Source organism: Emticicia sp. BO119, from assembly GCF_013912375.1.
Lineage (GTDB): Bacteria > Bacteroidota > Bacteroidia > Cytophagales > Spirosomataceae > Emticicia.
On record NZ_JACETV010000005.1, the window covers coordinates 448,074 to 467,995 of the forward strand.

A 19,922-nucleotide genomic window follows, 5' to 3' on the forward strand; every position below is an offset into this window, starting at 1 on the left:
TAAAATGTTTAATAAATATGAACGTGAATTTAGGAGAGAAGATTTTGAAGATTTACTTAATATAAGTAAGCCTATTCCTAATCCTACAAATTATATTATTGAGTCGGGATTGTATAATGCCGTCAAAGTAGCTATTATGCTTAAAATGCCACTTTTATTATCGGGTAAGCCTGGCACTGGAAAAACTCGTTTAGCTGAAAAATTAGCGGCAGATTTTTCCAGTCAATTTCCTGAAAGCTATTTACCTTTTCCATTGATTTTCAATACCAAAACAAATTCTGCAAGCAGTGATTTATTCTATATTTATGATGCCTTAGGGCACTTTCATGCTTCTCACTTTCAGACTAAAGGAAAGGAGTCTAAAGATTATATACTGTTACAAGCGCTTGGACAGGCCATTTTTTTAAGCAATGTCCAACTGCTTAAAGATATTAGATATGACTCAATGAAAATTGGAGAAATTCAACAAAATATACTGGATAAAAATATTAAAGAAAAAAAATCAATTGGTTCAGTAGTTCTAATTGATGAGGTGGATAAAGCTCCGCGTGATTTTGTTAATGATTTACTAAACGAATTAGATCGATTAGAATTTTATGTAAAAGAAGATGAAAACAGAAAATATAACATCGGAGATAAGAATATTCTAATATTAATAACTAGTAATTCTGAAAAGAATCTTCCTGAAGCTTTTTTAAGAAGATGTATTTTTTATCATATTGAAGAGCCTTCTGAATATATTCTAAGAAAAATAGTAGTTGAACAAGTTTTCAATGGAATTCCAAATAATACTATAGATACATATATTGATGAGTTTGAACGCATGAAAAAAAATGAAGGAGAAACGTTAAAAAAGGAGCCGAGTACTGCTGAATTGGTTAATTGGCTAAGATATTTAAAAGACTACATTGAAAAGGGAGTTGAAATACAAAATTTAAAATGGGAGGCTACAAGTATCTTTAATGCCAGCCTTTCAGCTTTGTTCAAACACTCAGAAGATCAAAAAAAATTCTACGTTTCTAGATAGATAGCTCAATGATGGACTTTCTACATCCTATTGATGTGCTTGATAGCATATTCGACAAGTTAATGAAGGAACTTGAAAAAAATGGATATATTATTACATCACAGCAATACATAAATGCCTTAAATCTAATAAGTTATCTTAAAAAGAAACCAGAGAATTATACTGAAAAAGATATTCAGCAGCTTTTATGTCCAATATTTGCGAATAGTAAAGAGAAGCAAAAACAATTTTATAAAATATATGAATTAATAAAAAATAGCGAAGTAAAATGTAAGCGGCGTATAGATCCTGAACCTCTTAAAACATACAAGGTAAAAGGTAGTTATCAATTATTATTGGGCCTTATACTTTTAACAATAGTGATATTGACAATAGTAATTCAAACTAATAATAGATTAAATTATGACAATGCTTTGATTATCGCGAACTCGATAGATAAAGAGCACTGGAATATGCAGGAATTTTTTCTTGATAGTTCCACACGAGCTAAACCCTCTATCAATATAAAATGGTTATTTGGAAATGAAGATATAACAATTATAAAGAAAAAAGACAACATTTCTATTGACTCCAATTTAATTAATGATGATTATAAATTTCTAAATGATAAAAATACAAGTTTTACAAGTCATGATACATTAATTTGTTCTTATCCACTTATTGACAGTAGTTATATAGTAAAAGCAGTAATTAATGACGATACTATAATTAGAAATATTAATATTATTAATCCTAATATTAAGAAAAGTAGCTCTGAGACTTTTAAACCTCAGCCAATTTCATTAAAATTACTTCGTCCTAATTCTATTTCAACTTATCATATAGAATACTGGAAATTATGTATATTATTTTTTATAAAAATAATACTCTTGACTACAATTCTTTTCTTTATAGCTCAGGTTTGGGTAATCTTATTAAAGAGGTTTAAAAGAAGAAACAAGCATTTTTTTAATTTAGTCCCCCCTTATTCTCTTAAATTTTATCCTCAAGAAAGTGGTATAGTAGCAAGCGAAAGTTTAGAGCTTTGGGCTGAGCAATTAAATCAGTTAGACGGAGGTTATAAGCAAGAGTTAAATATAAAAAAATCAATAGTTTCTACTATAAAAACTGGAGGTTTTTCTACTTTAATATTTAAAGATGTAGATATAAAACAGAAATATTTGATACTTATTGATAATAGCTCAATTTATGATCAACAAATACTTCTGTATGCTTACATGGTTCAAATTTTAGAAGAACGCGGTGTTGAAATGGAAATTTTATTTTTCCACGCCGATCCTCGTTTTTGTTGGAGTGAAAAACACGGAAGTGGAATACAAATAGAAAAAATACAACGGGTTTACAATAGTTATAACTTAGTACTTATTACTGATGGTACTCAATTAATTGATTATAAAAAAGGTGAAGTAAAGAAGTGGTTTAAACATTTTTTTTTAGAATGGGAGAATAGATGTATTTTAACACCTAAAGATGTAGACGATTGGAATAAAGTAGAAAGAATTCTTTCTACTTTATTTATTATTTTACCAGCTACACCTAAAGGACAACTATTATTAAGAGATTATTTATTAAAAAATCTAGAAGAGCCAATTTCATTTGACTTACAAAAAAAAGAATTTCTAAAAGTTTTATCAAAAAAACATAGATTGTCTAATAAAAAAAGTGATGAATTAACAATAGAAGAAATAGAAAATTATTTAAAAGAATCACTAACAGGAAAAGATATTTCCTCCGTCGAAAAGGAGGCTTTAATCCAATGGGCATGTGCTATCATTTTATATCCTGAACCCCATTGGGCTTTAACTTTAGATATTGGTAAGACTATTGAAAGATACTATAGGATAAAATATTTAGTAACATCAAATAATTTAGTTAAAATATCTTCTTTACCTTGGACAAAAGAACAAAAAATATCAGACGAATTAATAAAAAGGCTTCATGATAGATTAGATAAAAATCTTGAGTCTGAAATACGTATAAGTATTCTAGAATTAATAAAAAATGCTATTCCTAAGGATGAAAATGGTAAGGTTATCGAAAATAGTTATGCATATATAGAAGCAAGAATACAGCAGGGTTTACAGTGGTTACAATTGCATCCTAAAAATGAATCTTTTCAATTAGAAAGGCAAAATGTTTTTAAAGATTTAAAAAATTACTTTTATAATAATTTTTTAACTAATAAAGAATTATTAAAAGAATTTAATAATAAAAATAATTTTCCAAATATTGGACTTATTAAATCATATGTTTTTAGTGCTTTATTATTATTTTTCTCATCAACCTCTTATTGGAATGAAAAGAAAAACTTTGCTCCAGACTTATTTTCAAAACCACTTCATACGGAACTTCAATCACAAGATAGCCTAGCAATTTATAATAATTTGGCAGTTCAAACTTGGCAGCATAGCAGATATGGTTCTCATGGAACATATGACAGTTGCCTTTTCTATTTAACCAAATCATTAGAAATCAAAACTACTAAGGAGGCTATTTATAATTTACATGCTTTGCAATACAATTATGCTCTATTTTCTGCTAATAATATATTTTTACCACCTTCAAATAGAATTCAAACAATATTAGATTCGTCAAAAAAACGTTTTGAAACTATTATGATGCCATTTTTTATAACAAATAAAAAATGGATCCCCAATAGTGTAGTAATTTCAGACTATTTGTCAAAATTAAGACACCCTTTAGTTACTATTGATTCAATTAAGAAAAATATATTAAAAGAATATAGTAATATATCTAAAAAAATAATCAGTGAAAATAATTCTTTAATTGATAGTTCAATTAATAAAGCACGAAGCAAGTATGATTCTCTTCTATCAAAATATAAAAATAATATATCAATTTTACAGTTACCTCCATCTGAATTAGAAGCTTTCTATTCTTCACTTGATTCTATTGAGGCACAGAAAATTTTATTATATTTTGGAGGAACACAGTACTATTCTAGCACAGATTCATTGAATTTAAATATTCGAACATTACCAACGCATAACTCAAATGTATCAGCTTCATTAAATCAGAAAATAATAACTTTATTTGGACGTGCTTACAATGTTTCAAGTTTAGCCTTTTCTCCTAATGGTAAATATATAGCTTCAGCAGGTCAAAATCGATTAATTGAAATTTGGGATTGGAAAAATGAGCGAATTACTAATAAAATTTCTATGTCTTTTGCTGACACAAAATCTATACTAATAAAGTTTTCACATGATAGTAGATATCTTTTAGTAGTTAGTGGAAATAGAATAGAAATATTTAATTCAATATATGGTGACCTTGTTTTTGAAAAAGAAGAACTCTACTCGATTAATAGTTCTGATTTCAGTTATGATGATCAGTATATAGCATATGTAGGAAAGAATGGTTCTGTTGTAATATGGGATTGGCAACGCAATGAAGCTTTTGAAGAGCTTAAAGGAGAAGAATTTAATATTATCAAATTTTCTCCTGATGGAAAATATATTATTGGCGCTAATAATTATAATGTTTTTATCTGGGATTGGAAGAAAAAAGTATTAGTAAGCAATTTAAAAGGGAATATTAATAAAAATATAAGTTTTACAAATGATGGCAAATATATTGCCATCTTTGATGGAGTTAATATTAATTTATGGGATTTACAAACTGGAAGGCGTTTAAGTTATTTCCCATTAGATATTAAAAACAGCACCATTGTGATATTTTCTCTTGATGGAAATTTTATTGCGATAAAAAGCATCAATAAAATTGATATTTGGGACTGGAAATATGGCAAACTTTTAACTTCTATAAATAATACGTATGAATATAATAATGAAATTGTTTTTTCACCAGATGGAAGATATATTGCAATCGGAAGTAAAGAGGGGATCATTTATATACATGCTTGGCAAACCTATTGAACCACCAAAGTTTAATTTACAGTCTCCTTGTTGGGTGAAATTAAAATATCTATTAATGTCCCCCAACGAGTTATAATATCAAAGCAACTCCCTATTCACTACCCCCAAAGCAACCATAACCCTCCTGAAACTTTCCAAACCTGCCTCTAAGTTTTCTATGATTTCTCCGGCTATTACATCTGGGTCTGTTAAATCGTCGAGATCTGCTAATGATTTGTCTTTAAGCCAGGTAATATCTAAACTTGTTTTATCTCTAGCTATTACCTCTTCATAGCTGAATTTACGCCAACGGCCTTCTGGATTAGTGTCAGGATGATAGGTCTCTTTCCTGATATGCCTATTAGTTGGATTATAACATGCTATAAAGTCTTTTAAGTCGTCTATTTTAAGCGGATTTTTCTTGAGCGTATGATGAATATTGGTTCTATAATCATATACCCATATTTCTTTCGTCCAGGGTTCTTTACTGGCTGGTTTATTATCAAAGAAGACAACATTTGCTTTTACTCCATGCGCATAGAATATACCTGTGGGTAATCTCAGAATGGTATGGAAGTCAGTAGTTTCAAGCAATTTTTTTCTTACCGTTTCACCTGCACCTCCTTCAAAAAGAACATTATCCGGTAATACTACTGCTGCCAATCCGGTTGTTTTTAGCATCGAGCGGATATGCTGCACAAAGTTCAACTGTTTGTTGCTGGTAGTCGCCCAGAAATCCTGACGGTTATAGGTTAAATCATCCTTTTCCTGTTCACCTTCTTCATTGGTAAATGTCTGGCTGCTCTTTTTGCCAAATGGCGGATTGGCCAGTACATAGTCATAGGTGTCGGGTGAGGCTGCAATTAATGCATCCGCAGGAGAAATAAAGTTTTCGCTTTCTATATCGCCGATATTATGCAGAAACAGATTCATTAATGCTGTTCTACGGGTAGCAGCTACAATTTCGTTTCCAAAGAAAGTTGAGTTTTTCAGAAATCCCTTTTTCTCTTTGTCTAATTCAGCATGAGCCACTATATAATCATAAGCCGCTAAGAAAAAGCCACCTGTACCACAGGCTGGGTCAGCAATGGTTCGCATAGATTGAGGACGGATACATTCTACCATTGCCCTGATGAGCGGCCTTGGCGTAAAGTATTGGCCTGCTCCACCTTTTATATCCTGCGCATTCTTTTCCAAAAGCCCCTCATAAATATCTCCCTTTACATCTGCTCCCATTATCAGCCATTTCTCTTTGTTAATCATGTCTATGATTCGGGCGAGCATGGCAGGGTCTTGTATTTTATTCTGGCTTTTGGTAAAAATCTGTCCCATCATTCCTTTTTCGGTAGACAACGACCTTAGCAATGAAGCATAAAAAGACTCCAGTATAGCTCCTTTTTTATCGACAAGATTTTCCCAAGAGCAGGTTTCAGCTTCTTCTATCTCTTCATTTTTTTCATCTTTTAGCTTTGGGAATTGAAAGGCTCTATTATAAGGTGGCTTACTGTATTCGTCAGCCATTTTCAGAAACAACAAATAAGTCAATTGTTCTAAATAATCTCCATATCCTACGCCTACATCTCTTAAAGGGTCACAAAAACTCCATACTTTACTTACTATACTGGATGTGCTCTGACTCATAAAATTATTTATTAATTATATCGCTAGTGATGGCTTCAATAATAGTTTTTTGTCTTTCATTTAAAAATTCTTCAAAATCTGCTTTAGTAAATGGTTCTCGTAAAAGAATATCTGCTGCTGTTCTGCTAATAAGATGAGAGGCTAAAGTTGAATATACTTCTTCCTCTCTACTACTGTTTCTATCAAGCATTTCTTGTAAATAAATATTAGGCATTCTATCACGAATAACATGTCTATTTGTTGCCGGAGTTAAAAGTGTCCTATTTAAAACACTATTTATTACTCCACCAACCTCGTCTCTGAATTTAGATAGAGGGACAATATGATGATCGTCTAAATTATCATATTCTGGTAGCTCAAACGTATGCCAATCCCTTGCTCCGTTTATTACCATCAAGTTAAAGATAGCATTATAAATTGCCGAGCCTTTAGGATTACTATGAATTAAATCTATTGCTTGATAGCTATTTTTAAACTCTTCTATTAAATCTGGCACTGCATTATCATCTAAAAACCAACGTTTAAGGTCTTGAAAATCTTTAGCAGAATTAGATTCGACCGAACTTGAATATCTATTTGTAAAGATTGATGCCCAATACCATCTCTTTATTTTACTCTTAATATCAAGTCTATTTTCATAAAATTGTTCATTAGAATGCTCCTTTATAGCTGCGTAGGCAGATAGGATAGACGGGTAAGGCACTAAAGAAGAATGAATTGCACCTAGATCTCTTGGGTTTTGTAATGTTTGAATAGCTTTTTCAATAGCTTTTACTGACTTATCCCATTTACTAACGAAATCTTCACTACTATTTACCAATACTATTTGCTCTTTACTACCATCTTCTTTCTTTATTACCTTTTGCGCTTCAGGTACTAAATAATATAAGTATTTTGAACTACAATAAGCCTGTTCTAAAATTGACATAACCTGAAGCACGTAAATCTTCATTTTTTTCGGGTCAGTAAATCTTATCTTACTTTCGGCTTCCTGCCACATTCTTTTCAGATAAACATCCTTGGGTCTAAGAATAGCATTTAATAAATCAAAAATATCTAAGGATACTCCCTTTGAATTGATTTGGGTGAAAATATCACAAACCTTAGATACATCAATATCTCTGTCTAACTCTATATAACTTATGTAATACTGGTTAAACAGACTTTCAATAACGTCTTTAAATTTTCTGGCATTTGAAATATATCTGTCAAACTTATTTGTATCAAAGGCAATCTGTTCAACAGTATAATTATCCTTTTGATTTTGCCAATAATCTCTGTATTCTTTAATCCAATCTGATGTACCCCAAGACCCCTCTTTCATCACTCCTAAGGGGAATATGTGAGATTCAAACTGTAGATTTTTGTCAGCTAGTAAACTTGCATTTTTTCTAGTAAGAGAATCATACCAGATAGCTTTCTCATAGTTCTCATCAAGTAAAGCATTTATGTTAAGAAAATAAACTATTGGTTTTGCTCTTCTGGGAAAAGGAAAATCAGGTTGAAAAAAGGCATAATAAATAGCCGTAAGACGTTGCTGCCCATCAAGAACAATATGTTGAGGGTCTGTTCTTTCAGTAAATCCATAAATAGGCTTGCAATCTAACATTTGATAATTTTCTCTACTGCCTTTCCAAAGCAGTAAAGTACCGACATAATAATCCATAAATATGGATTTTATCAAGTCAAGCACATCCCAAGGCTCCCATTCAAAATCTCTTTGAAAATCAGGTATTACAAATCTTCCTTTCTTTAGGTCTTCAATTAAACTACCTAAATGGATTCTATCAGCCTTTTCAACATTCTTCATTATGCAACAGCAATTGTTTAAAGTTCCTTTTTCATTATTTCTCTTAATGACTCTCCAATAGCTCTACCAACAGGGATAAATTCTTCTTCACTAAAGAAATTAGTTTTGGCATTGTTGCACCAATAGCAACACCAAACTAAATTATTCAGATTATCAAATGGTAGATTAGTATCTTTTCTTCCTAATTCTAATCGGTTTCCTCTTTTACCTCCACGGGTAGCATATGGTCTTAATTTAGTCAGCTTTTGACTTTCCTCATTAGTAGTTCTACAATAATTACATCCTTTTTCAAATATCTCTTTATTGAACCATCTCTTAAAATCAGAAAATTGAATAACCTTAAAACCTTCTATAATTTCACCCTTTACAAGTTTTTCCTTTTTAGAATCGTAAATTTTTTTTAACTCTTTTTCGCTCATATATGTAATATTATTTGTCTTCTCAATTTATAACTCATTAGTTACTGTTAATTACCTCCCCTCAAAAGCCTTTTTTAAAATACTCTGCTTTAAAGTTTGGGCATAAGCAGGTTTTGACTAATTGCTTCTTCTAACTTATTATAGGTGCCTTAATTTTCCAGAATACCTTTAAATGATTATTAAATAGAGTTTAACTCATAAATCACCTTTACTACTACCCTTTTTAAAAGTTTTCTTCTTATCAGGTTTAGTTTTCTCACTTTTCAAAACCATTTTACCTCTTCCTTCTGGCATATAATTATGTGTTTTCATCCATTGTAATGCATTAAAAAATCTGTCTCTTTCAATAGTTAATTTTCTAGCAGACCAATTTTCTCTTGATTCAAAGACTATTTCTTCATCCGTTGGTAATTTACCTTCAAGCAATAAGTTATTCCAGCCTGCAAAAAGCGTGGCAACAATTTCTGCCTGTTCCATTGTAAAAGGCAAGAACGTTGTTATCAGTTTATTTATATCCGCCAATTCTTCTTTAGATATATTGGCCTCAACCTTATTGATAATATTTCCTGCACCGGGTTTTAAGTAATAAGTATGACCTATGTCTAAATTTTTAACCCCAAACCAGTTAGCCATATTAGCTCTGTGTTCTACTTTTTTTAGATGATTATAATCATCAGGGCCAGCAGCATCTTTTACAGGAGTTCTCCCAAGAGAAATACCTAATTTATATTCAACTAAATGCGCTATTTTTTCTCCTTTCACATGATTCAATTTAGTACGATGTAGAGGATTTTTTTCATGTGCATCTATTACCATGGCAATTATACCTGCATGCAAATCTATCGGCTTAATCTCACCACTTACGTTAGGGATACTTATTGGAACAGGTTGTATTATGTTGCTTTCAATTTCCTGATTTGCCAATAATTTACCTTCAAAAGCCCTCTTTAAAATACTCTGTTTTAAAGTGTCGGCTTGGAGTAGGCTTTGACTGATTGTTTCTTCTAATTTATCACAAACTGTTAGTTTGTTTTCTAATTCTGATACAATTTGTTCCTGCTCTATAAAAAGAGGTAGTGCTATATCAAAATCTCTTAATGATTTAAGAGCTACTGTTTTTTGAGCAGTTCCAGTAGCCATTTCTGTCGCTTGCTTAAAAATTTGTGGAGACTGTAAAAAGTAGTACAGCCATTTTTGTAGAATTCCATCTTTGACACGAATCAGACCAATGTGTCTTTGAAAGCAAAATTTCTTTTCATAATCAATTAATACAGGTATACCAAATGACCCTGTTACCGTATATAAAATGTCTCCCTTTTGAGGCTTTCTATTATCTTTTATCGCATAATAGTAATCCTCCGTCATAAACATTGTATTGCTAAAATCAATCGTATTATTTTTAATATTTGAAATTGTAATAAATGGAATCCCTGAATCTGACTTTGGTGGAGGTAAATGGTCACCGTCAGAAATAGAAGTACAAATTTTATTTAATTTCACCCTCTTCCACCCCTCTGGCAATTCGCCTTCTTTTACATCTTTATTAGTTAGTTTACCTTCAAAAGCCCATTTTAAAAGACTTTGCCGATATATTTTTAATTGCGTTTGTGCTGTTAGAAGTTGCTGTTTACCATTTTCTAAATCACTTAATAACTCTTCTATTTTTGCTACTATTGCTTGTTGTTCGAAAATTGGAGGAATAGGGATGGTAAGTTCAGAAAAAGCCTTTAATGAAATTTCTTTAAAAGTTGTACCACTAGCTACTTTCTCTGCATCTTGCTTTGCGGATTTAAGAAAGAAATACAAAAAATCACTTAAGATAGATTTATTTGGAATTATACTCTTGAAACCTTGATTTGTACATACGTCATTTAAAGCAATTACTACATATCCGATGGGTGCCCTTGATGAAAATAATACCGCACCTTTTGGAAGTAGTTTAGCAGAAGAATTTTTAAGACCTGATTCAGAAATAGATTTTCTTCCTCGTGCAATATATTTAGACTCATACCCAGATAAATCAGCAGGAGAAATCCAAGAGATTTCTCCATTCCAATACTCAGAAATATTAGTTGAGGGGGTTCCTCCTGAAACTACTTTACCTATATCTCCCAATTTCTTCACTTCCCAATGCTCAGGTATTTTATTTATATCTATCATTATGCCGCTAGTGCTTCGTTTAGTTCGTTGATAATTACTTGATAATCATTTTTAAATAATTGATAAAACTTGCCTAAACCGCCATTCCGGTTAAATGGGTCGAGGTCAAAATCATCCTGTTCGATATGAAAACTATTGGCTATATAGTCTTTTATCATGCGTAGCCATTGCATTTGTTCTTCGTTAAACTTGGTGGCTCCTGCCTGTTTTTTAAATACCCATTCCTGAAAATTCCTGTCAACCGTTTTATCATAGGCTGTCAGGGTCTCATCTATCCCACTCAGTTTTCTAACGAGAGCTACAATGGCTGTTAATTCGTTTTTAGGTGAGCCATTTGTTTTTTCTAAAGCGGCATAAGCATTCCAGACACCGATAGGTGCCAATATTGGCTTCTCTGTCTGTAATTTCTCCAATACCTCCTTAATCATTGTATAGGTCAGCTCCCTTCTCCGGTAAGGCTGGTTATAAAAAATCTGCAAAGCTACCAATTCATCTTTATTTTCGAGCATCCACTCTTCAAAGTTTCTGACAAGCGCGCTGGCTTTATCCTGCGTATCCTGATGCCAGCCTGCATTTAAAACTTCATCAATATTTGTTGCATCTATTTTCTGCTCCAGCGCTTTTCTTACATTTTCAATAAATCCATTCAACTCACCAGTAAAAACTCTGGCTGCCTGATTTTGCAAATGCGCAATCCTATTACTGATTTCTTGTTCTATATTATTGGGTGCCTGGCCTTGCATTTCTTTTTTTACCTGGTTTTCTATCGCCTCCAACGAATCCGGATTAATGGCATCAAGCAAACGGTGAATTACATCGGTAATAGCTATGCCTCCCGCTTTTTCTTTAAATTTTTCCCGGTCTCTGTCAGTTATCTGTCTGTTCAGTCTTGCCAACCTTCCGGCCAGTGTAGAAAATAGCTCTTCATCTCTTGCCCCAATACCTACAGCGCTCAGTAAATCTTTTAATGCTACCGATGGTTTTTTCTCTAATGGCTGGCTATCTGTTTTAAGGCTATGGCTAACCCCGATGGCATCCACAATCACAAAATGGTCTTTGGCATATTTAGCACTTGGCGAAACCTGAATTAGTCTGTCATAATCAAGCGTTCTGGTGCCTCTGCCTTTCATCTGTTCATAGTAATTCCTGCTCTTTACATCTCTCATAAACAGCAGGCATTCTAAGGGTTTTACGTCGGTACCTGTGGCTATCATGTCAACCGTTACAGCAATACGAGGGTGATATGAGCCTCTGAAATCAGCCAGTTCCTTTTGTGGGTTTTCGGCATTATAGGTTATCTTCCTGCAAAATTTATTCTCTTCGTTAAACTCTTCACGCACTATTCGGATTATATCGTCTGCGTGGCTGTCGTTTTTGGCAAAAATTAAAGTTTTTGGTACTTCAAATTCATTTTCTCGATTATATCTGTCCGGAAACATCTCCGGCAGATGCTCCCGGAATGTTTTGATGATAGTGCGTATCTGGCTCGGATTCACTATGTCTTTATCCAGTTGCTTTGCAGCGTATTGTTCGTCGATATCCTGTAATTCCCATCTTCTTTTACGGGTCAGCCGCTCTCTATGCTCAATATCTTCCCCCTGCCAGATAGTAGCTCCCTGTTGGGTAATTTTTGTATTGATAAGAAAAATATTAAAGCCCACATTTACCCCATCGGCAACAGCTTTTTCATGGTTATATTCGCTGACAACATTCTGATTGAAATACCCGATAGTTCTGTTATCTGGTGTAGCGGTTAAACCTACTTCAAAGGCATCGAAATATTCTAATACCTGCTTCCAGAGATTATAGATACTTCTATGGCATTCGTCTATGACAATGAAATCAAAAAACTCAATCGGTAATTTGGCATCGTAGGCAATGGGTGGAATATTTATGGCTAAAGCATTATTTCTTTCGTTCGGATTCTCCTGCTCAAATGCTTCATCTAAGTCTGTTCCCTTCAATATCGCGTAAAGTCTTTGGATAGTACTGATACAAACCTGACTATCGGTTGCCACATAGCTTGACTTCAATCGTTGTACATTATACAACTCTGTAAACTTCCGGTTATCGTCGTTTGGCAGGTAAGACATAAATTCCTGCTCAGCCTGCTCTCCTAAGTTTTTGGTATCAACCAGAAATAAAATGCGTTTAGCCTTGGCATATTTTAATAAGCGATAGATGAAAGTAATAGCTGTAAAAGTCTTACCAGAGCCAGTAGCCATCTGAATCAGTGCTTTGGGCCTGTTTTGTCTGAAAGATGTTTCGAGGTTATTAATGGCAGTTATCTGGCAATCTCTTAATCTGTCTGTCGGAAGTTGAGGCAAATCCAGAAGTCTGGTTCTTAAAGCTTTACCTGTTCTTCTCCATTCACTCAATGTTTCCGGACGGTGAAAACTGAACACTTCTCTAGCTCTTGGTTTGGGGTCGGTATAATCGGTAAAAAGGGTTATTTCTCCGGTGCTTAGATACACATAGGAGAGAGGGTCGTTTTTAAGATATTTCAGTTTGGCTCTGGCGTAATCTTCACTTTGAATCTCATGCACATTCAATCTATGTCCTTCTTCTTCTCTTTTGGCCTCTATGATTCCGCAGGGTTTACCATCTACAAACAGCAAATAGTCTGCAGGGCCAACATCGGTCTGATATTCTTTGATAGCTACGCCTGGTCCGGCAGATAGATTGGCTTCTTTTATATGCTGAATAATCCAGCCACAGTTTACAAGGGCGGCATCAATAGTATCTCTGGCGATTTGCTCCGGATTCTGATTTGCCATTTTTGAGGGTTAGAATGTAGGTAAGGAATAGGAATGGCAATATAAAAATAAAAAGGAAGGATAAGAAAGAAACTTATTAAAAGGCACTAATTTCCGCTATTTATATAGAAAATGACATTAGTACCTTTTGAAATTTAAAGTCGGTCTTAAATTTTTGTCGGGACTGTAAATTAAATTGTGTCTAGAATAGAGCTAAAAAGCTAGTTCTATCCTAGATACAATTTGATTTATAATCTCAGAAATTATTAATCCATTTCTTGAATAAATTTTATATTCCTTTCACTTTATCATCTCTGCAATCATTCCCTCAAACTTACCAGTAGATTTTGCATCTAAATAAAGAGTTCTTGAAGAAGTATATTGAGAGGGAGGGAAATAGCGGCTTGCAGTTAAGTTAGTTATATTAATATTTATAACAGTTTTATTATTTTCTGGCTTTACTCTTACATTCCAGCTACCTGTTATTTTTTCTGGAATCATTGTTTCTCCTAACCCATTCATTAATGTACTGCAAACTACCCAGGCGTTCGGTTTTTGAAGTTTTCCACCTGTTGTTTCAAAAGTATAAGATTTTAGAAAAGAATAATCATCAGTTACTATTAATCCACTTGACTTATCAATTATCTTAATTGTAATTCCAGAAGTGGCAAAAATATCTATCACTTTTGACCAAACATCTTCAACTGATTTTTCAGAATATACCGTGAAAGGTTTCTCTAAATAAGATCCTTTTATAGGTATACTTTTAGGCCCAGTGCAAGAAAATAAAGCATAAGATAGAAAAAGGAGAGTAAGCATTTTTTTCATTTTGTAATTGATTTATAATTAAACATTAGATTTTTACCACCCATATTGCAAATAAAAAAAGCGTGAAACGCTGCCACTACTTGCATCCTGAGGGGGTCGAATCCCTGTTACACAAAGTAGAGAACAGCGTCCACGCATACGGTGGACGCTTGGCTCAACTACCCCTGTGTAACTTGAATTTTCGACCTTTCAGGATACAGGTTTGTTTCGCTAAACGCTAAAAACTAATATGTCTTTTATTACTACTTTTACTCTATAGCTTCAAATTTTATAATACTGGCACAAAAATAAAATTTCTTTTAATTTAAGATACAAAATTATTTCTAAACTGGCTATAATAATCTTTATCTATTTCTATTTCATGATAAAAAATATTGCTCCTTGCAATTTGAGCACGTTTATTACAATCTTCAGCAATATCTTTTAAAAAATTATTATATACTTCAATATCAAATTCCATTTCTGATAGATACTCTTCAATAGCATTTATCGCAGATTTTACTTTTATTAGTGACTTAATAGCCTCTTCTCTCCAACTTTTCCTTTTAGTAACTATTTCCATATCGTTAGTGTACTCTATATCAAAAAAACCATCCTCGCTTTGTATTAAATTACTAAAAGCAAGAGAAGTATTTATGCTTTCACATTTATACTTTTCTACTTTGAGTTGAGTTATCAGTTCATAATATAGTAGATTTATAGCCTCTAGCAGTTGGAGGTGGTCTTGATGTATCGCACGTAATAAAGGAAGTGATGCAGCTAGAGCTACAAATTCTAAATGCACGATACCTAATTTACCTATTGCGATAATAGAAGCATCATATGCATTACAGTATTTACGGAATAAAATGATTTCATCTTTTTTTTTGAAACTATTGCGAAGGCGTTGTTGCTCTGCCTGTGTTAAAAAACCTTTTGCTCCTGTTTTTTTATCAAGTGACTCGATAAATAAATTTTCGAAATATAACAAGGCTCTTTGTTTAGCAGAACCTTTTGTTAAAATGTTATTTATATTCTTCATTTTTATGTAAGATTGATTCTATCGTTTCAAGTTTTTTCTGTAAATCTGTTATCTGGATAGCCTTTAGGATAGAGTTTAATAAAAATGATTCTTTATATGCTACTGAGTGAGTTATTTCTCCCTTTTTATACTGTATATATATTTTCAGTAGTAATTGCTTTATATCGCTTGCTTTAAGAGAATTTATTTCATTCATGGTTCAAAATCAGTTCAAAAATGGTTTTATTCTTCTTTCTTAGAAAGCACTGAAATAAACTTCTCTAAATCCCGCCTTTCTGCCTTATTTTCTTGAATTTCATTCTCAGTACTAAATTTTGGCTCTAAATATTCATCTTTCAGCAAAGCATGATATTTCGGTAAAAGTTCTAGAAGTTTTTCAGTTGAGATATTGGCAAAATTTCTTGTCGCTAATTCCTCTTTTATTCCAATTAAAGTTTCTCCAAATAACTGTAGACGATTTTCTTGGAGGAGAAAATATTTTTCGTAGAGTGCTTCAAGTTCTAATGCCTTGCAATTTGAAATCTCTTCAGCAAGCTCTTTATTCCATTCAATAAGTGTCCCTTTTGCTTTGTTTAGCTTTTTAGCAATGGTATTAAAAGAATAGCCCTCTGCTCTCAATTTGATAAACTTATGCTTTATTGAATCCATTTTTACTGCGCTTAATAATAATATTCCAACTGTTTTTCGATTTTGCTATCTAATTCTGCTACCAGTTCACTTGGCTCTACCATATCTTTCATATTCTTAATTTTCGCCTTAAAACGATAAAATTCTCTGTCACTTTTAAAATTATTTTTCCAAAGTTCTGTCATACTTAAAATTGCATCCTGTCCTTGCATTTCTATTAAACTTGATAGCAGGTAATCATTGGCATTTTTGCTTGTCATATCATTACTTTTAGGTTTTAAAAGATTAATTTTCTTAATTTGTACATACTCTCTTTGCCATCTTTTAATAATCTCAATGTAAAATTTTTCATCATAAAGATTTTTAGCTAATAACTCGGCTCTATTGAATTGTTTTGGTAACTTCTTTGTAAACCTTAATTCATATCTTAAAACATTCTTATTATGCCAGAAAAAAGGTATTGGATTACCATTAATCTTTACCTCTTCTATTTTATTATAGAACAATTTCGTTCTTAATCCATTTTGGTAATATACACTTTTAGGTTGTTCCAATCTTTTGAAATAATTACTTTGTCCTAGATGATTATAGTAATTCTCTACTTTATTATTCATAAAGAAATTTTGAGCAATGTCTATCCTACAAACCTTAGAATCTTTTATAGGTAAAAGCAAAATATCTGATAATTGTGCTATTGCTTCTTTACTATCTTGCCTTGTTAATGTTTGAAAGTTGTCTTTTAAATATGATTTGCATATACTGCCTCCTAGATATAATCCTTTTTGCTTTAACATCATATCCATCCCTAAAATCTGCCCATGAACTGATTTCTCCCCAGTTTCTAAATCAATTTTTACTTTTGGAGAAATTAATTTATCAGTTATTTGATTGATATAGCCACTATCGAGACCATTTAATGGTAGCCATAACTTTATAGTATCATACATTTGTCTTAGTGTCAATTTTTGACAGTAATTCCATGTTACTATATAGGACTTATACTTTTGTCCTTAATCAAATAATAATCTGAAAGTTGTCGAAACTTTAGATATGACACAATCATTTGTTTCTTCCTCCTAAAGCATCTTTTTCAAGTTGTTTTTGGGTCTTAATTGGATTTTGTAAAAGCCATTTATCAATTTCCACTTTCTCAAAGTAAAGTGTTTTTCCATTAGGGCTATAATGAGGGACGGCTCTGCTAGAGGTTAATTTATAACCCCAAGATTTAGAGAAACCACAATATTTACAAAAATCCTCGAATGTGAACACTGTCTTTTGGGATAAAAGTCCTTGTTCGATACGGTCTAAACGTTCATTTGTTTGCTGAAAATATTCAGCAATTTGAATTTGATTTTCTGCCATTTTTTTAATGAGTGAATTATTAATAAATGGCTTTGCAAAGCCTTTGAAGTAATTACTCTGCAAACATAGATAGATGAAGAAAATAAAGGAATAGACAAGATTAGACACTTCCTATACTGTCTAATATATTATGAAATTGTCTATTTGTAGATTTATGAATATCTAGCTCTTTCGCTATATTATAAGATTTTCTAAGATTTCCGCTTTTAATATTAAGAAATATTACTTCAGCTTTTTTCCATTTATTTTTGTGCTTAAAAATCCCAATAAATAATGACAAGTTAGTGATTCCTTTGTTCCAATCAAGTTGCTTAAAATCATCAGACAATAAATTACCATCAAAAGCATTTATAAAATGTTTATCTGACGTGTTTTTGGGTAAAAAATCACTCTCAATCAATTTATTTAATAATTCCTTTAGTTGTTTATTGGTATAATTCAAATTAAAGCCTGATTGTTCGTTATGATTAATAGTTTTAGTATTTGGGACTACTTTGCTATCATTTTCTCTATCGGGAAAAAGTCTATTTAAGCATTCTTTACAAAATCGAATCCATACCTCTCCCCTTAGATAAGAGCTGCTTTTAGCCCTTTGATACTCCTTTTCTAATCCCTCGTCAAAACTTTTATGAACAGAATAAAATTGTTTCTTAAAATTAGGGACTCCTAAAATCTTTTCATTTATATACCTTTTGAAAGCATTTTTTGATTTTTCTGGATTACTAAATTGATTTATTATATCTAAATAACTAGTTTCATGTTTTTGTTTATCTTTTTCAATTAAGGCTCTAACCGAATCTTCTGATATAAATTCAAGTTGTTTCTTAAATAAATTGAAATTACTAATGAATGCTTTTAGAAGTCCATAAAATGTTGTGGTTTCGTCATCAACATTATATTCAAGTGCAACTAAAAGGTTTACTCTGTTTTGTCCGAAATAATCGTGATTAATCTTAATTATTAATTCAAAAATCCAATTATATTCTATAGGAAATTCATCATCTTTTTGCCCACACCATTTCATAAAATCAGATTTAATTTGGTTATAAAAGTCTTGCCGTTTGTTTTCTTTAAACTCGTACATAGTTATTGGTAATCCTTCGTCCTTATCTTCTTGTGCATTCATGGTTAACTAAATTATTATTAGAAATTGATAAATTCATTAAAAGAGAGGTATTGAATCAACAGCTTTCTTTTTCATTTCATCAGCAATCCTAACATACTTTATTGTATGTTTTAATGAAGTATGACCCATAAGTTTACCAATAGTAGCTATATCATTTTTGTAGAAGGCTAAGAGAGTGCCGAACGTATGTCTTGCACAATGGAATGTAATATGTTTCTCTATCCCTGCTCGTTTTGCCCAATATTCAAGAGTTTTAACTGTAGCATTATGACTTGGCAGTTTGAAAGCTAATTCATTATCCTGCTGTCTTTCAGATAAGAATTGTCTAGCATTTTCATTTAATGGGATTTCAACAATCTTTTTTGTTTTGGCCTGAATTATTTCAATTTTATCAGTTTTGATATTCTGCCATTTTAAGGCTTTAATATCAACAAAACGAAGCCCAGTATTACAAGCTAATAGAAAAGCGTTCCTGACGTCTGTATTGCCGCAATTGGCTCCTATTAACAATTTAATTTCTTCTACTGTTAATGTATCCTTTTCAGTCGAATCTTCTTTCTTTGTATTTCTTATTTTATGTGCTGGATTCAGTTTAAATAATTGCTGTTTACTATCTTCATCGCTGGAAGCTTCTAAGAATTTTTTAAATCTTGCAAAATAACTGGAAGGGCTTTCGCCATTTAGGCGACTCTCAAGGAAAGTTTTAAATTCAAGGCAAAGTTTTTTATCAACTTCCTTGGCTGTAAGGTCTTTAGGAGCAAACTCTTGGAATAGCTTATAAACTGCTTGCATTACACGTTTATCAGCTTGTTTATATTTATCTAAATAGTCTTTGAAATGGTCTAAGAAATTTTGATTCTTTATCTTCTTTTGCTCTAATACTTCATCTATCTCTCCACTAAATACCTGCAATTCTCTTTTCTTTCTTATTATCTCAGCCTCTGCCAAAATATCCTTATTATTCTGACGCTCCAGAACTCCTTTTGGATTTTTGAGAATAGATAGACCTAAGTATTCTTTTTTCCTTTTTCCGTTACCTTCATACCAATCTAAAAATAGAGATAAAGTATTTGTTGAAGTAGGCTTAGTTCTTAAATTGACCTTTTGGATTTTTGATATATTTGCCATTGATAAACCTTTGTTTGGTTTTTGTTTTCATTTAACAAATATACTACATAATATTTAAAAATAGTCCCTAATTAGTCCCCATTTTTCCCAAATAGTATTTTATTATTATACAAACAATTAGTAATCAATATATTACAAT

Annotated in this window: 15 protein-coding genes; 2 read left to right on the plus strand and 13 right to left on the minus strand. The window is 31.9% G+C overall.

The features are described from left to right. The first annotated feature begins 4 nt into the window (after nucleotides 1–4). Both H1R81_RS18355 and H1R81_RS18360 read left to right on the plus strand, forming a co-directional pair. A complete protein-coding gene (locus H1R81_RS18355; RefSeq protein ID WP_181842206.1) occupies nucleotides 5–1,027 on the plus strand; it encodes a MoxR family ATPase in 1,023 nt (340 codons plus the stop codon). 62 nt (nucleotides 1,028–1,089) lie between these two features. After that, complete coding sequence (locus H1R81_RS18360; RefSeq protein ID WP_181842207.1) at nucleotides 1,090–4,926, plus strand: WD40 repeat domain-containing protein; 3,837 nt, start codon at nucleotides 1,090–1,092, stop codon at nucleotides 4,924–4,926. A gap of 78 nt (nucleotides 4,927–5,004) precedes the next feature. Here the strand turns inward: H1R81_RS18360 and H1R81_RS18365 are convergent, their stop codons facing one another. The 13 genes from H1R81_RS18365 to H1R81_RS18420 all read right to left on the minus strand — a co-directional run bounded on the left by H1R81_RS18365 (nucleotide 5,005) and on the right by H1R81_RS18420 (nucleotide 19,783). Next, a complete protein-coding gene (locus H1R81_RS18365; protein WP_181842208.1) occupies nucleotides 5,005–6,546 on the minus strand; it encodes a class I SAM-dependent DNA methyltransferase in 1,542 nt (513 codons plus the stop codon). Between the two features lie 4 nt (nucleotides 6,547–6,550). Beyond that, the gene (locus tag H1R81_RS18370; protein WP_181842209.1) at nucleotides 6,551–8,356 is read right to left on the minus strand and encodes a DUF262 domain-containing protein; all 1,806 of its coding nucleotides are present in this window, start codon (nucleotides 8,354–8,356) and stop codon (nucleotides 6,551–6,553) included. A gap of 17 nt (nucleotides 8,357–8,373) precedes the next feature. Continuing rightward, nucleotides 8,374–8,775: a hypothetical protein gene (locus H1R81_RS18375; RefSeq protein ID WP_181842210.1), complete on the minus strand. Its 402-nt coding sequence runs from the start codon at nucleotides 8,773–8,775 to the stop codon at nucleotides 8,374–8,376. Between the two features lie 195 nt (nucleotides 8,776–8,970). After that, the gene (locus H1R81_RS18380; RefSeq protein ID WP_181842211.1) at nucleotides 8,971–10,935 is read right to left on the minus strand and encodes a restriction endonuclease subunit S; all 1,965 of its coding nucleotides are present in this window, start codon (nucleotides 10,933–10,935) and stop codon (nucleotides 8,971–8,973) included. Further along, a complete protein-coding gene (locus tag H1R81_RS18385; RefSeq protein WP_181842212.1) occupies nucleotides 10,935–13,712 on the minus strand; it encodes a DEAD/DEAH box helicase family protein in 2,778 nt (925 codons plus the stop codon). Before H1R81_RS18385 ends, H1R81_RS18380 begins: the two co-directional genes overlap by 1 nt. A gap of 279 nt (nucleotides 13,713–13,991) precedes the next feature. Next, entirely contained in the window at nucleotides 13,992–14,519 is a 528-nt protein-coding gene (locus H1R81_RS18390) for a hypothetical protein (protein ID WP_181842213.1), read from the minus strand. A gap of 304 nt (nucleotides 14,520–14,823) precedes the next feature. Continuing rightward, nucleotides 14,824–15,540 (minus strand): hypothetical protein, encoded by a 717-nt coding sequence (locus H1R81_RS18395; protein ID WP_181842214.1) that lies wholly within the window; start codon nucleotides 15,538–15,540, stop codon nucleotides 14,824–14,826. Then, complete coding sequence (locus H1R81_RS27315) at nucleotides 15,524–15,736, minus strand: hypothetical protein (protein ID WP_220275252.1); 213 nt, start codon at nucleotides 15,734–15,736, stop codon at nucleotides 15,524–15,526. The genes H1R81_RS18395 and H1R81_RS27315 overlap by 17 nt, the downstream gene beginning before the upstream one ends. Before the next feature lie 26 nt (nucleotides 15,737–15,762). Further along, entirely contained in the window at nucleotides 15,763–16,188 is a 426-nt protein-coding gene (locus tag H1R81_RS18400) for a hypothetical protein (RefSeq protein ID WP_181842215.1), read from the minus strand. A gap of 11 nt (nucleotides 16,189–16,199) precedes the next feature. Continuing rightward, nucleotides 16,200–17,114: a phage/plasmid replication protein gene (locus tag H1R81_RS18405; RefSeq protein ID WP_181842216.1), complete on the minus strand. Its 915-nt coding sequence runs from the start codon at nucleotides 17,112–17,114 to the stop codon at nucleotides 16,200–16,202. A gap of 112 nt (nucleotides 17,115–17,226) precedes the next feature. After that, nucleotides 17,227–17,529, minus strand: a complete 303-nt coding sequence (locus H1R81_RS18410; protein ID WP_181842217.1) for a helix-turn-helix domain-containing protein — start codon at nucleotides 17,527–17,529, stop codon at nucleotides 17,227–17,229. Nucleotides 17,530–17,629: 100 nt separating this feature from the next. Beyond that, nucleotides 17,630–18,655 carry a hypothetical protein gene (locus H1R81_RS18415; protein ID WP_181842218.1) on the minus strand — a complete coding sequence of 342 codons (1,026 nt, stop codon included), beginning with the start codon at nucleotides 18,653–18,655 and terminating at the stop codon, nucleotides 17,630–17,632. Nucleotides 18,656–18,691: 36 nt separating this feature from the next. Beyond that, nucleotides 18,692–19,783, minus strand: a complete 1,092-nt coding sequence (locus tag H1R81_RS18420; protein ID WP_181842219.1) for a site-specific integrase — start codon at nucleotides 19,781–19,783, stop codon at nucleotides 18,692–18,694. Between the last annotated feature and the right edge of the window lie 139 nt (nucleotides 19,784–19,922).